At 35.2% G+C, this 13778-nt stretch carries 14 protein-coding genes; 13 read left to right on the top strand and 1 reads right to left on the bottom strand.

Translation table 11 applies throughout. The features are described from left to right. Nucleotides 1-131: 131 nt before the first annotated feature. Complete coding sequence (locus tag CLFS41_RS26695) at nucleotides 132-710, bottom strand: tyrosine-type recombinase/integrase (RefSeq protein WP_045094086.1); 579 nt, start codon at nucleotides 708-710, stop codon at nucleotides 132-134. A gap of 171 nt (nucleotides 711-881) precedes the next feature. Here CLFS41_RS26695 and CLFS41_RS26690 point away from each other — a divergent pair, with 171 nt between their 5' ends. The 13 genes from CLFS41_RS26690 (at nucleotide 882) to CLFS41_RS26625 (ending at nucleotide 13720) form a co-directional block, all read left to right on the top strand. Next, nucleotides 882-1667 carry a glycosyltransferase family A protein gene (locus tag CLFS41_RS26690; RefSeq protein WP_045094085.1) on the top strand — a complete coding sequence of 262 codons (786 nt, stop codon included), beginning with the start codon at nucleotides 882-884 and terminating at the stop codon, nucleotides 1665-1667. Nucleotides 1668-1671: 4 nt separating this feature from the next. Next, nucleotides 1672-2709 (top strand): glycosyltransferase family A protein, encoded by a 1038-nt coding sequence (locus CLFS41_RS26685; protein WP_045094084.1) that lies wholly within the window; start codon nucleotides 1672-1674, stop codon nucleotides 2707-2709. 23 nt (nucleotides 2710-2732) lie between these two features. Next, nucleotides 2733-3686, top strand: a complete 954-nt coding sequence (locus CLFS41_RS26680) for a glycosyltransferase (protein WP_045094083.1) — start codon at nucleotides 2733-2735, stop codon at nucleotides 3684-3686. 2 nt (nucleotides 3687-3688) lie between these two features. After that, nucleotides 3689-4090 (top strand): FdtA/QdtA family cupin domain-containing protein, encoded by a 402-nt coding sequence (locus CLFS41_RS26675; RefSeq protein ID WP_045094082.1) that lies wholly within the window; start codon nucleotides 3689-3691, stop codon nucleotides 4088-4090. 5 nt (nucleotides 4091-4095) lie between these two features. Continuing rightward, entirely contained in the window at nucleotides 4096-5208 is a 1113-nt protein-coding gene (locus CLFS41_RS26670; RefSeq protein ID WP_045094081.1) for a DegT/DnrJ/EryC1/StrS family aminotransferase, read from the top strand. Beyond that, nucleotides 5205-6791 carry an HAD-IIIC family phosphatase gene (locus CLFS41_RS26665; RefSeq protein ID WP_052665896.1) on the top strand — a complete coding sequence of 529 codons (1587 nt, stop codon included), beginning with the start codon at nucleotides 5205-5207 and terminating at the stop codon, nucleotides 6789-6791. The genes CLFS41_RS26670 and CLFS41_RS26665 overlap by 4 nt, the downstream gene beginning before the upstream one ends. 2 nt (nucleotides 6792-6793) lie before the next feature. Further along, a complete protein-coding gene (locus CLFS41_RS26660; RefSeq protein ID WP_052665894.1) occupies nucleotides 6794-7015 on the top strand; it encodes an acyl carrier protein in 222 nt (73 codons plus the stop codon). A 2-nt stretch (nucleotides 7016-7017) separates the two neighbouring features. Continuing rightward, a complete protein-coding gene (locus CLFS41_RS29205; RefSeq protein ID WP_052665893.1) occupies nucleotides 7018-7998 on the top strand; it encodes a GNAT family N-acetyltransferase in 981 nt (326 codons plus the stop codon). A 123-nt stretch (nucleotides 7999-8121) separates the two neighbouring features. Beyond that, the gene (locus CLFS41_RS26645) at nucleotides 8122-9246 is read left to right on the top strand and encodes a glycosyltransferase family 2 protein (protein WP_045094079.1); all 1125 of its coding nucleotides are present in this window, start codon (nucleotides 8122-8124) and stop codon (nucleotides 9244-9246) included. 29 nt (nucleotides 9247-9275) lie between these two features. After that, nucleotides 9276-10715 carry a CDP-glycerol glycerophosphotransferase family protein gene (locus CLFS41_RS26640; RefSeq protein ID WP_045094078.1) on the top strand — a complete coding sequence of 480 codons (1440 nt, stop codon included), beginning with the start codon at nucleotides 9276-9278 and terminating at the stop codon, nucleotides 10713-10715. Further along, nucleotides 10715-11905, top strand: a complete 1191-nt coding sequence (locus CLFS41_RS26635) for a glycosyltransferase (RefSeq protein WP_045094077.1) — start codon at nucleotides 10715-10717, stop codon at nucleotides 11903-11905. The genes CLFS41_RS26640 and CLFS41_RS26635 overlap by 1 nt, the downstream gene beginning before the upstream one ends. Before the next feature lie 14 nt (nucleotides 11906-11919). Continuing rightward, a complete protein-coding gene (locus tag CLFS41_RS26630) occupies nucleotides 11920-12633 on the top strand; it encodes an IspD/TarI family cytidylyltransferase (RefSeq protein WP_045094076.1) in 714 nt (237 codons plus the stop codon). A gap of 7 nt (nucleotides 12634-12640) precedes the next feature. Further along, on the top strand, nucleotides 12641-13720 hold the full coding sequence (locus CLFS41_RS26625) for an NAD-dependent epimerase/dehydratase family protein (protein WP_082082704.1): 1080 nt from the start codon (nucleotides 12641-12643) through the stop codon (nucleotides 13718-13720). Nucleotides 13721-13778 lie beyond the last annotated feature (58 nt).

Below are 13778 nucleotides of genomic sequence, written 5' to 3'. Positions count from 1 at the left end.
TTTGGGATAAAATGTTGCCCTTGTGTTCGCTTATAAGAATAGCATGTCTTTCCCCATAATTCAAGACCTTTTCCCCCCCATTTATTAATAATTTCGTCCCATTTTTCTCAAATATTTCTTAAAATGGAAGCTTAAAGATTCATTCCCAGAAAGACCTCATCTTTATCATCCTGATCAATTGACAGATATCGTTTGGTGATTTCAATGGATGAATGATTGTATATAGACATTATAAGTGCAGGGGGAACCCCCTTTTTCCAAGCATGATAGCCAAATGTTTTGCGTAGTGAGTGGCAGCTGATAACCCCTTCTAAATTTAAATCATTCACAGCTTTTTTTATGATCCTAAAAGCACATATCCGTCCTATTGGCTGATTATCTCCAATACGGCTTTTAAAAATATATGCCTCTTGATAAAAAGTATCAAGTGTTCTTCTTAAAAGTTCCAATGCCTTTGTAGCCTCGCTATTTAATGCAATCGAATTTTTTTTGCCGGTTTTCTGTTCCACAAGATCAATATGTTCTCTATATTTATTTGCCTTAAAGTTATAAACATCGATCCATTTTAGATGTAACAAGTCGCTAATACGTAAAGAAGTATTTAGAGCCAACGTTACCATTGTGTAATTTCTTATTTGCTTTTTTTCTAAGTAATATTCCTTAAATCGCTGTACATCATCTGCTTTTTTTATCGGCTGTGTCTTCCCCACTGGTCCATACCTCCATTGATATCTTTGTTTTTACGAAGTGTAATACATGAATATATTATCAATAAAACGACTATATTGCGACTGTTTTATTATAAATACGGAATGCAACATTTTATCCCAAATTGCTAAATAGCCGATTTGCGTTGCACTTTTATAAAGGAAGGGAAATAAATGCAGCTTGAGGTACTCATATCTTGTATGAATCAGAAAGATACGTCTATTGTTCAGAAGAGTAAGGTAGCAGGGGATGTTCTGATCATCAACCAGTGTGAGAAAGAAGCGCAAGAACAAATATATAAGGGAAATCAGCGTATCCGTATGGTTTCAACAAAGCAGCGTGGATTGTCAAATAGCAGGAATTTGGCAATCCATTTATCAGATAGGGACATTTGTCTGTTGTGTGATGATGACGAAGTATTTGAGGAAGATTATGAATCCATTGTGCTGGAGAGTTTTGAAAAGCTGATGGATGCAGATCTTATTGCCTTTGATGTGATTCATAAGGAAACACGTTTGAAGCCGGAGATCCAGAGGGTCGGCTGGTTGAAGAGCCTGAGGCTATCCTCTGTACAGCTTGCTTTTCGCCGAAAGAGTGTAATAGGAGGAATGTGTTTTTTTGATTCACATATGGGGGCGGGAAGTGGGAATGGATGTGGTGAGGAAAACAAATTTCTTTGGGATTGTTTAAAAAAGGGATTAACCATTTATTACGTTCCCCGGACGATTGCCAGCTTATTATCTAAACACTCCACTTGGTTCAGTGTCTATGACAAGAATTTTTTTTACCAGAGAGGCGCTGCTACCAGATATATGATGGGATCCGCCCTGGCCTTTTTATATGGAATCTATTATCTGATAGTTAAACACCCAATTTATAAAAAGGACATTTCTTTGATATGCGCAGCAAATGCTTTATTTAAAGGAATTTGTATAAACCCTATTAGAAAGGCGGGATGATGAAATGGAAAAAATAATAACCTTTGTTATACCTGCCTATAATGCAGAGCCTTATTTGAAAAAATGTCTGGATTCTTTTGGGGATACGGCCATTATGGATAAGATTGAAGTGCTTATTGTGAATGACGGTTCTTCAGATCAGACAGTTCAGATTGCTCAGGCTTATGTGAAACGAAATCCGGGTATGTACAAGCTTATTAATAAGGAAAACGGGGGTCACGGTTCCGTTATAAATATAGGAAGCAAACTGGCATCCGGAAAATTTTTTAAAGTTATTGACGCAGATGACTGGGTTGTAACGGACAATCTTGCTGCGTTTGTGGAGTGTCTTGAAAAATGTGATGCCGATATTGTATTAACTCCATTTCATATGATCCATATGATGAATGGAAAGAAGAAGGAATACCGGATAAAAAAAGAATACGATTCCACATACATCAGCTTAAAAGAAGTGATTCACAACTGGGGAGAATTTGAGGACTGTCTGGTATTTCATGGAATTACATATAGAACAGTGTTTTATCGGGCAAATCATTACGAGCTGCCAGAGCACATTTTTTATGAAGACCAGATTTATTCGGCTATTCCATGCTGTCGTGCTGGTAGTATTTATGTAAAGGATCTATTTATCTATCAATATATGGTTGGAAATATGGAACAGAGTATTTCTGCGGCCAATCAACTAAAGAGAATACAGCATATAGAAACGGTTGCCAATGCTATGCTGGACTACTTTAAGCTAAATTTGGATCTGATAGAAGATGCGGGTACATTTCTTTTATGGAAAATAGAAAATGTAGTACTTATTTACTACTTGACAGCCTGTGTCTTTGAGCCTGATAAAGCAAAGGGGCGAAAAGTATGCAGGCAGTTTCAGTTAAAGCTGGAACAGGCAAATCCTGAATTGAAAAGCAGGCTTTCCAGGAAATACAGTCTGTATCTACTAATGAACTATCTGCATGTATCAGAAAAAATGTATGAACGGTTGATCTCCTCTACCTTTTACAAAAAGGTAAAGGTGATGAGTTTGAAAAGTAACTAGAACAGTTTCAGGAGTTGGTGCGGATGGATCGATATCCTTTAATAACAGTGCTTACACTCTCATACAATAGCACTTATATATATGAAAGTATCCAATCTGTATTGGAACAATCCTATCCCCATATTGAATATATCATTGTGGATGATGGTTCGGGGGCTTTTTGTCGGGATGAGATCTGTGCTTATATTAAAGAGCATAAAGGCAGTAATCTTGAAGATTACCAAGTTATAGTGCACCCACAAAATTTAGGAACAGTAAAGGCTTCTAATACAGGACTTACTCATTCACATGGAGCGTATATATTTAATCTGGCTGCAGATGATGTGTTTTTTGATCCGGATGTTTTGATCAAATGGACACAGGAGATGATCCGCAGGAACTCCATGATCATGACAGGGCGATATGCGGTCTATGATGAAAAAATGACGGAGTGTAAGGGATTGGGACCTTCTGACGAGGAAGTCTGGATCCTGGAAAGCAAATCCCCAAAGAAGATATTTAGAAAACTGATAAATGCTAATTTTATATACGGGTGCTGCACTGCCCGCAGCCGGTTGTTGATTGAAAATTATGGATTGTATGATGAAAATTATAGATTAATTGAGGATTATCCGGCAGCTTTGAGCCTGAGCCGCCAGGGCATAGTGATTGATTACTGGGAACAGCCCGTGGTGAAATACCGGCAAGGGGGCGTGAGTTCGCCTTGGCGTTTTAATCCTGATTATGAGAGAGACTCGGATAAAATATTAAGACGTGAGATTTTGCCTTATGTGAATCTGAAATTTTATATAAAGCTTCGATATTACTTTTGGAAGCTGAAGCGGTCGCAGGACAGCCGATTCGCTTATGAATACAGCCAAATATGTGGAGAAAAGCAGAATGTAAAGGTGATATTTCTGTTGTTCCGCTATCCAATTCCGACACTCCGTATATTAAAACGAAAGCTGTCCGGGAAATATAAGACAACAGGGAGGTAGTTATGCAGATATTAAAATATGTATTTCAGCAGCATGGCGATGAACGAGGCCAATTGGTAGCATTGGAGGAGTTTAAGGACATTCCTTTTGAGATTAAACGTGTTTACTACATGTATGATACGGGTGAAGGGATCCATCGTGGTTTTCACGCTCATAAGACATTAAAACAAATTTTAATCTGCATCCATGGTTCTTGTAAGGTACTGCTGGATAATGGACAAGAAAAAAAGATTGTCAGTTTAGAAAAGCCTTATGAGGGACTATACATATCTCATAATATGTGGCGGGAAATGTACGATTTCTCTCCGGATGCCGTTTTGATGGTGCTTGCATCAGAGTATTATGATGAGAGCGATTATATACGTGATTATGATCAATTTTTAAACTCGGTCAAGGAGGCTTAGAAGAAATGAACATACCGTTTGTATCGTTTGAAAAGATGCATAAAGAAATTGAATCAGATATAACTGAGAGCTTCCTTAGTATGTATAGAAACAATATCTTTATTATGGGAGAGCAGCTGGCTGCATTTGAAGATGAATTTGCTGAGTTCTGCGGATGCAGATATGCCGTTGGATGCGGAACCGGTTTGGATGCATTATATCTTATTTTGAAGGCCCTAGAAATTGGATGCGGAGATGAAGTGATTATTCCATCCAATACCTTTATAGCCACAGCCTTAGCTGTTTCATATGTAGGTGCCTGTCCGATTTTTGTAGAACCAGATGAAAATACGTATACGATTCGACCTGACCGGATTGAAGAAAAAATAACTGAAAACACAAAAGCAATTATTCCAGTTCATTTATATGGCAGATGTGCCGATATGGATCCTATTTTAGAAATAGCCTCAAAATACGATCTGTATGTAATTGAAGATGCTGCCCAGGCTCATGGAGCATCATATAAAGGAAGAAAAAGTGGCAGTATGGGAATTGCTGCAGGCTTTAGTTTTTACCCTGGTAAAAATCTTGGGGCCTTAGGGGATGGTGGGATGGTTGTTACCAACAATAAACCGTTAGCAGAAAAAATAAGGATGCTTGGCAATTATGGTTCCAAAATCAAATATCACCATGAATACCAAGGAAATAATTCACGCTTAGATGAACTGCAGGCTGGATTTTTAAGAGCTAAATTACCCTATTTAGATAAATGGAATAAGGAACGAAACAGAATTGCCGAAAGGTATTTGAGCGGGCTTATAAATCCATGTATTAAATTGCCGGTTCCTACGTCAGAAGACTATTATAATGTCTGGCATTTGTTTGTACTGCAATGCAGCACCCGTGATCATTTTCAGCGGTATCTTACAGAATGCGGAATAGGGACGAATATACATTATCCAATTCCAATGCACTGCCAAAATGCATATAAAAATTTAAAGATATCAGAAGGGGCTTTACCGGTTTGTGAAAAGTTGTCAAAAGAAATCATCAGTATTCCCATTTATTATGGGATGTCTGATCAAAAAATTCAATATGTAATTGATATGATTAATAATTATGATGGGAGTAATCAATGAATATAGAGCTTCAAAATTTTGTTTTTGATAATCCCGGCCGGTTGGAGTTGATTAATTATCAACCTAAAACTTCTATTCCTGCTATAAAAATCAATGTTTATAGAAATCATTCATTTGAATTAGTAGAACATTCTATCAGACCATTCTTGGATTATGCTGGGTTATGTGCTGATTTTATTTATAGCGATTATGATGATACGTTATCTTTTTTTGATATGGATATGTCTGCGGATCTATTGATTCTCTGGTTAGACGCTAATCGATATAAAAATATTGATTTTACAGCATTTTTAAATGGACGGTTGAAGGCACTAAAAGAACAATATCACAAACCCGTTTTAGTGGTTCTGCTTGATGGTGAATTGGAGATACAGGATAACCAGATAATAGTATACTCTTTGGAAAAGTTTAGAAACGATTTAGGATCTCGGTTTTATGATTATCGGTTGGAAAAATTTTCAGGCACAGTTATGAGTTCGGCTCTCTCTTTACAAGTATCACGGGATCTGGGGTTAAATTATATTCCGGCCTTGATACGTCCTTGCCTTAAAGCGATTGTAGTTGATTTAGATAATACCTTATATTCAGGTGTTCTTGGAGAGGATGGAATTCAAAATATTACGCTTACAGAAGGGCATCGTTTATTACAAGAAAAGCTAAAGGTACTTGCTGAACAAGGATTTTTCCTTTGTATTGCTTCTAAAAATGAAAAATCAGATGTACTGGAAATGTTTCGTGAAAGAGTTGATTTCCCGTTGCAATTAGATGATTTCACTAAGATATGCTGTTCCTGGAATCCTAAGTCTGAATCAATCAGTCAGATTTCTCAATATCTTAATATTGGAATTGACAGTATTCTATTTATTGATGATAATCCTGGCGAATTGTATTCAGTTGCAAATATTCATACAAATATCCATGGTTTATTAGCTTCACCGGATGCTTTAAAAACCAGATATATGCTGGAAAATTATCCGGGTATATTGAAACTGAACTATTCTGCCGAAGATGCGATTCGTTCGGAGGATGTACAGGCTAATGAATTGAGGAATCAAATAAAGGCCACATTGTCTTCTGAAGACTATATAAAGTCCTTGGATATGAAACTGGTGTTTCATATTGATGATCCGGCACAGATAGATCGTATTTCTGAACTGTCAAATAAGACGAATCAGTTTATTTTTAATTATAAAAGATACTCCCCATCAGATATTGAATATCTGATGAGGCTAAATGATTCAGTAGTCATTGCAGTGCAGCTTTCAGATAAACTCTCAGAAAGTGGATTAATTGCAGTTTGCACTGGCAAAAAAATAGATGACTATTTAGAAGTCCAGGAGTGTTTTGTCAGTTGCCGGGCATTGGGGCGTGGTATTGATGAAGCGATTGTCCTTGGAATGATTTCCTATATGCAGGAAACTTTAAATGTCGCAAATATTAAGGTTCAATTTCAAAAAGGCGAGCGAAATTTACCGGCTGAAAAATTTGTCACTAAATATTTATGCGCTTATTTGGAACAGCCATCTGGTTTTTCATACAGTGTTCCCAATGAGTTGTTATCCGTTCGAGTGGAGAGGTATTGATTATGAGAGAAGAAATAATTACTGTAATATCAGCTGTAACTGGTTTATCCATAGAACAATTATCTAATGATTCTGCTTGTGAGAGACCGTGGAATTCTTTAACTCACGTAGAACTGGTCATTGCTTTGGAAGATAAATTTCAAATATTTTTTGAGCCGGAAGAAATTGCAAACATGACTTCCGTTGATCTTGTGATAGAGGAAACAGAAAGGAAGGTTCAGTGATTATGCAGCACCGTCTATCTATTGAGGGACTGGGATACTCTTTACGTCCTGTCCAGCTTACAGATGCCCGGTTTATTTTGAAAATTCGCTTAGAAGATATGGGCCGTACACAGTATATCCATGAAATTCCTGATGATATAGAGTTAGAAGAAAATTGGATCAGAAAATATTTTCAGCGAAATGGGGATTTTTTCTTTATTATTGAGAATAAAATCACCGGACAGCCGGAAGGAACAATTGCTATTTATGATATGGAGGATGGACGAGCTGAGTGGGGACGTTGGGTCGTCCAAAAGGGATCCCTTGCCGCAGCTGAAAGTGTGGACCTGATTTATAAGGTGGCTTTCCAAAAACTCAATTTAAGAGAATTGTATTGTAGAACAATAGAAAAAAACAGTTCTGTAGTATCCTTCCATGATTCTCTTCCGCAAAAGAGAAGGGGAATATTAAAAGATTTTTTTGAACTGCGCGGTGAGTTATATAATGCAGTCGAGCATTATGTGGATAAAGAATATTATATTGAAGAACTTTCGCCGGTTTTAGAAAAAAAAGCGTTTGCAATCTTTCAGAGGAATCTGCGTACAGCTGTGGGGAAATTCCAGTTCCATCACATTGGAGTGGCCTGCAGTAGCTTAGAACGTGACAGAAAAGCCTTTCAGTTTCTGGGGTATCAGGCAGAATCCCCTTGCTTTACAGATTCATCTCAGGGAATTATGGGACAGTTTATGGTTGCTAATAATCAGCCGCGTATTGAGTTGCTGCAGAATTTAGAAGGCAGCACCACTCTTACGCCTTATCTGGAAAAAGGGGTAAAGCTATATCACTTTGCCTATTCTGTAGATCAAATTGAGAAAGCATGTGAATATTTAGTAAAGTGCCGGGCGAAAATGATGTCACCGTTAAAAGAGTCGGTATATTTTGGAAAGCGGATTTGTTTTTTAATGTTATCTAATATGTTTTTGATCGAGTTGGTGGAGGAGTAGATGACATAATGGCTAATGTGTTTATTGCTATGTACAACTTTGGGAGAGATTGGGAAGACTATTTTCTTTAGATATAGAGCGGCTTAAGGATTGGATAATAAATGGCAACAGACAGGAGATAAAATGAATTACCCCCAAATTTCGGTTATTATTCTTACTCATAATAGCTTTAGATATTTACTAGAGTCAATAGAAAGTATTTTAGAACAGACATATAACAATATTCAATTAATCATTTCTGATGACAACTCTGCTTCTTTTCCGGCAGAAGCATTGATAAATCGATTAACAGTTAAAAGAACCTCAAATTTGGAACAGATTATTGTACATGAGACAGAATATTCAAGGGGAAAAATACAACAATTAAGTGAAGTGTTTCATAGATATTGTAATGGGAAATATGTAATGTTTATGGACGCAGGGGATGTATTTTATAGTAAAACAACTCTTGAAGAATTGATTAGAGTATTTCAAAAAGACAGTGATAATATAGATGCAGTTTTATCCCAAGTTAAATTATATGATGAGTGGATGCTGCATTTTAAAAGAGATTCTTTAACACAGGAAGCTATTCATGCAGTCCAGGATAATAAAGCTTACAATTTAGTACATAACAGTCCTGTCTTAATAAGGTTACCCCTAGCATCTATGATTATAAAAAAAGACTGGCTGGAACTAAATATTGAAGGTTTAAAATCATACAAAGAATGTGCTTCTCTTGCGCTACAACTTGCCTTATTAAAAGAGGGAATGCATATTAAATACTCTAATATTATAAGTATAAAGCATCAAGACGAAGAATTCCGAAAAATGTTAACACAGTCAGAGTATAAGTATCATTTATTCGTAAGGCAAGAACAAATTTCCTGTATAAAAACATTTTTAAAATCGGAAAATCTAGAAATAAATGAAGAATTTTCTAAAATCATACAACAACATGATGATGATGTATCAAAGGAAAATATTGTTTTAAATAAAATAAAAATGTTTAAGAGAAACACAGTATCTCCAAAAGAACGCTGGATTAATCTCTTAAAAAGGCATAAGGATACATTATACCAATATTCCAGAAAAAAATATATTGTATGCGCATTATCTTGTTTCGTTTATATTTTAATGATCAACATTGCTGTTTATAAGTTACCTCTTTCTTATGTACATGTGTTATTAGGAATAAGTTTGCTCTTGATATTTTTTATTACACTGAGTATGTTTATTCTTTATCTTATTTTTAAATATAGGAAATAGCGGATGAATAGGTGAAAAGGGGGAACAGAATGAATTTTTCAAAAACAGTTTATTTGAGCGAATTTTGCAAGAGTATCATTTTTCAAATAGAAAAGAAAAGCGTAGATATATCCGAGATAAAGCAAAAAATAGAGCGTGAAATATTTAAAACAAATAAGCGCACATGTAAACAATGGGGAATGTGTTCTAGTGATAAAGAGTATTTAAGCTTTCTAGAATCATTAAATGCTATGCTGAATAAAGAAAATGCTATTCCATTGGGTGAAATAAAAGATATTTATAATCAAATTACCAACCGCACCTCTACGAAAATTAAAGTATTAATTCTTACACAAGAGGTTTCGGTATGGCCATCTCTGGAAAGTGTATTTACGGCATGCGAAGGAGATCCAGATATTGAAGTAAAATTAGTATACACACCATTCTTACATAATAATTTAACGACAAATATCGATTATTATGATATTTATCGCTATGATATGAGATTGCCTATATTGCGTCATACTAATTATGATCTTTCGCAAGATAGTCCGGATGTTGTTTTTATGCAAAAGCCTTATAACACGGTCCCGGAAAACTATACTCCGTTGGTAATTAGCCAGATTGCAGAGCGGATTGTTTATATACCATATGGATTAGAATTAACTACGAGTTTACGTAAATTTGGATTTCAATATTTTTTACATTATAAGGCATGGAGACATATTGTGTATGGTGAAATAGTAAAACAATATGCTCAAAAATATGGATACCGAAATGGGGAGAATATTGCCGTATTAGGTCATCCAAAAGCTGACAGCTATATTAATTTATCGGAAAAACGTACATTAATACCTGAAATTTGGAGACAAAAAATCAATGGAAGGAAGGTTATTCTTTGGACACCGCACCATCTTATTGATTTAAATAATAAGGAGTGTACAAGCACCTGGCTTTTATGGAATAAAACAATATTTTCATATTTTAAGAGACATAAAGAATTAGTTTTATTGTTCAGACCGCATCTGCTGATGTTTGGTGCTTTAATTAATCAGAATTACATGACAGAGGAAGAAAAAAATAGATTTATTAAAGATTTGGACTGTGAAGATAATGTCATATATGATAATACAAGTGACTATAGAATTGCATTTTATACATCTGATGCTCTTATAACAGATGGAACAAGCTTCTCTTTTGAATATCTTTATACGGGTCAACCGGAAATGATTACGCCTCGCAATATTGATAGTATGTATTGTTATGAGGATGTAATGGAGGCTCTGTATATTGGAGATTGTGAGTCTAAAATAGAACAATTTTTGGATATGGTTGCTTGTGGTCAAGACCCTAAAAAAGATAAGCGCATAGAGTTTTCAAATAAGCTATTTTTTACCCCTGCTGATGGAATAACTGTAGGGGAAAATATTGTTCAATATATAAAAAAAGAATTGGTAAAAGAAGAACTGGAAGCAGGAAGGTATTTTTAATGAAGCTGACTGAGAATTTAGTATCTATAGTGGTTTTATCTTATCAAAATTTGGAATATTTAAATGAGTGTATTTTAAGTATATTAAATCAGGATTACAGCCCGATACAATTGATTGTTTCAGATGATGCATCAGACTTTTTTGACGAAAAAGCGTTGGAAATGTTTATAGAAGAAAATAAGCATGATAATCTTGCCGATTTCAAGATAATTGCTAACAAAACAAATGTTGGTACCGTAAAAAATATTATAAATGCATTTACTTATGTAAAAGGAGACTTTTATATTACTAGTGGTGCAGATGATCTTTTGGCAGATAATTCTGTGGTTACAAGATTTATTCAGAAATTTCAGAAAGAACCTGAGGATGTTTGGGTTTGTGGAAAACTAGAAAATGTATCTGAAAATTTAGAAAACTCCTATCAAGTTTATCCAACTGAATATGATATTTCTGTTTTTGAGGAACGTGATGCCAAAAAACATTGGAATTTATGGGCAAGAAGAGGGGTTTTGTGTACATGTTCGATATGTTATAGAAAACAGGTTCTAGAAATTGTGGGAGGTTTTGATGCTTCTTATGCATATGTTGAAGACTGGCCTGTTTTTTTAAAACTATTACGAAATGGATATGCCCCCGGATATATTGATAAGATTGTTGCAAAAAGAAGAATAGGCGGAATTTCACGCAATTTTACTGCTGCAGGGAGCCTTAAAAGAAAGAGATTCCTACAAGATAAATATCACCTTTTTGAAGAGGAAGTAAACCCTTATATAAATGAAATGTCTCCAGAAGATCTAAAAAAGTATAAATACTATATAAAGGAATTGTTAGATCGAACATATTTTTTTGATTGTATATATTCTGAATGTGGAGGAAAATGGAAAAAATTCAAATTAATGTTTTCATCGCCGCAAAACTTTCTATGGATTTTAGAATTTCAGTTCTGGCAATACTGGAAAAAAGTGGGCTATAAAATGAGAAATTGGAATGTATTATATACCATTTTATTATTTTTCTTAATATATATTAACTGCTGTTTGTTAGAGCCATTAAGTGTCATTACATTTACGATTAAAGGATTGGCACTAGGACTGGGAACCCTATTGACTCTTTTAACACTATTAACTTTTTTGTTAAAAGGTGTATTTTCTAATCGCGCTAAAAAGCGCGTGAAAGTAACTGAAAGTTAGGAGGAAAATTAAAGATGAATATAGCACTCATAATAGCCGGCGGATCGGGCCAGCGTATGAATCAGGACATCCCAAAACAATTTTTGAATGTGTATGACAAACCAGTTATTATTTATACTTTAGAAGCATTTCAGAAACATCCAGATATTGATGTGATTGCAGTTGTTTGTATTGAAGGATGGGAGAATGTATTAGATGCTTATGCAAAGCAATTTGGTATAGATAAGTTGAAACATGTTGTCCCCGGAGGAGATAATGGACAATCATCTATACGAAATGGTTTATTTGAACTAGAAAAATATTATTCTAGTGAAGATATTGTTTTAATCCATGATGCGATTCGTCCAATGATTTCTCAGGAGATCATTTCGGATTGCATTATCAAAGCACAACAATTTGGATCTGCTATTGTAACAATCCCATGTGCAGAAGCAATGTTAGAAACAGAGAATCAGATTTCCTCCAATGCCAGTTATCCTAGAAGTAATTTGAGGAGAACGCAGACTCCCCAGGCATTTCCTATTGGAAAAATATGCAACATTCATCGGGAAGCATTGAAAAAGGGAATTACCAATTCAGTAGCGTCTTGTACATTGATGATTGAGATGGGGGAAAAAGTGTTTTTTTCAGCTGGTTCAGAAAAAAATATAAAATTGACTACAGTAGAAGATATTGATATTTTTAAGGCTCTTCTTAAGGCGCAACGTTCAGAGTGGATAAAGGATTAAAGGAAAAATGTACAAAACATTATATGAAGTAACTCAATACCAAGATGATTTAAGAATATCTATTAAAAATACAGTAGATTTTCGGTTACTAGCAGGGAAGAGAATAATGATTACTGGAGCTACAGGTTTAGTTGGCTCCTATTTAGCAGATATGTTCAGCTTGTGGAATTTGGAGCAGTCTTCTGTTTTGAGTAAAATACAGATATATGTATGTAGCAGAAGTGCGAAAAATCTGGAAAAGCGTTTTAAAGGATGTTGGGAAGCTAGTTGTCTGCATTTTATTGAACAGGATTTTAATGAGCAACTACATTTTGATGAGCAGGTGGATTTTATTATTCATGCGGCTAGCAATGCCTATCCTGCGGCCTTTAATCGTGATCCTGTTGGAACTATGTTAACGAATATAATTGGAACAAATGAACTTCTTCAATATGCCAATGCTAAAAAAGTAAAACGGTTTGTGTTTATTTCCACTGGTGAAGTTTATGGAGAAATGAATAAAGATGTTGTAGCCTTTTTAGAATCGCATAGTGGATATATAGATATAACTTCCCCACGTTCCTGTTATCCATCATCAAAAAGAGCTGCTGAAACTTTATGTGTATCATATGGGAAACAGTTTGGAGTTGATGTTGTAATAGCGCGGCTATGTCATACTTATGGTCCGAATGTTACAGGCTCAGACAATCGTGCGACTGCCCAGTTTATTTATGATGTGTTAGTGGGCCATGATATTATATTAAAAAGTAAGGGACTTCAGCTGCGTTCTTATAGCTATATTGCGGATTGTGCATCTGGCATTTTATCTATTATGACAAGTGGGGAATGCGGACAGGCTTATAATATTGCAAATCCAGATTCACGAATTACGATTTCGGATTTTGCGCATATAGTTGCAGAATTTGCAGGTAAGAGTGTAAAATTTATGATTCCTAATTCGCAACACCAGAGTGAAGAGACGCCAATTTCAAGGGCAGTTCTTGATTCTCATAAGGCGGAGTTGCTAGGCTGGAGAAATCAATTTGGGCCACGGGAAGGGATTAAACATACAATGGAAATTATGAATTTAATAAAGAAAGCTAAATAGAAATCTTAGATAACTATATGGTAATTAGTATTAACGTTTTTAGAGTTCTAGCGGATTT

The organism is Clostridium sp. FS41 (assembly GCF_000954015.1).
Classification (GTDB): Bacteria; Bacillota; Clostridia; order Lachnospirales; family Lachnospiraceae; genus Enterocloster; species Enterocloster citroniae.
The sequence above is the reverse complement of the archived record's forward strand: the minus strand, read 5'-3'. Positions and strand labels throughout refer to the sequence as shown.

Excerpts from the sequence above, each read along its gene's own strand:
- CLFS41_RS26690 (WP_045094085.1), top strand. The coding sequence starts at position 882 with ATGCAGCTTGAGGTACTCATATCTTGTATGAATCAGAAAGATACGTCT.
- CLFS41_RS26685 (WP_045094084.1), top strand. The coding sequence starts at position 1,672 with ATGGAAAAAATAATAACCTTTGTTATACCTGCCTATAATGCAGAGCCT.
- CLFS41_RS26680 (WP_045094083.1), top strand. The coding sequence starts at position 2,733 with ATGGATCGATATCCTTTAATAACAGTGCTTACACTCTCATACAATAGC.
- CLFS41_RS26675 (WP_045094082.1), top strand. The coding sequence starts at position 3,689 with ATGCAGATATTAAAATATGTATTTCAGCAGCATGGCGATGAACGAGGC.
- CLFS41_RS26670 (WP_045094081.1), top strand. The coding sequence starts at position 4,096 with ATGAACATACCGTTTGTATCGTTTGAAAAGATGCATAAAGAAATTGAA.
- CLFS41_RS26665 (WP_052665896.1), top strand. The coding sequence starts at position 5,205 with ATGAATATAGAGCTTCAAAATTTTGTTTTTGATAATCCCGGCCGGTTG.
- CLFS41_RS26660 (WP_052665894.1), top strand. The coding sequence starts at position 6,794 with ATGAGAGAAGAAATAATTACTGTAATATCAGCTGTAACTGGTTTATCC.
- CLFS41_RS29205 (WP_052665893.1), top strand. The coding sequence starts at position 7,018 with ATGCAGCACCGTCTATCTATTGAGGGACTGGGATACTCTTTACGTCCT.
- CLFS41_RS26645 (WP_045094079.1), top strand. The coding sequence starts at position 8,122 with ATGAATTACCCCCAAATTTCGGTTATTATTCTTACTCATAATAGCTTT.
- CLFS41_RS26640 (WP_045094078.1), top strand. The coding sequence starts at position 9,276 with ATGAATTTTTCAAAAACAGTTTATTTGAGCGAATTTTGCAAGAGTATC.
- CLFS41_RS26635 (WP_045094077.1), top strand. The coding sequence starts at position 10,715 with ATGAAGCTGACTGAGAATTTAGTATCTATAGTGGTTTTATCTTATCAA.
- CLFS41_RS26630 (WP_045094076.1), top strand. The coding sequence starts at position 11,920 with ATGAATATAGCACTCATAATAGCCGGCGGATCGGGCCAGCGTATGAAT.
- CLFS41_RS26625 (WP_082082704.1), top strand. The coding sequence starts at position 12,641 with ATGTACAAAACATTATATGAAGTAACTCAATACCAAGATGATTTAAGA.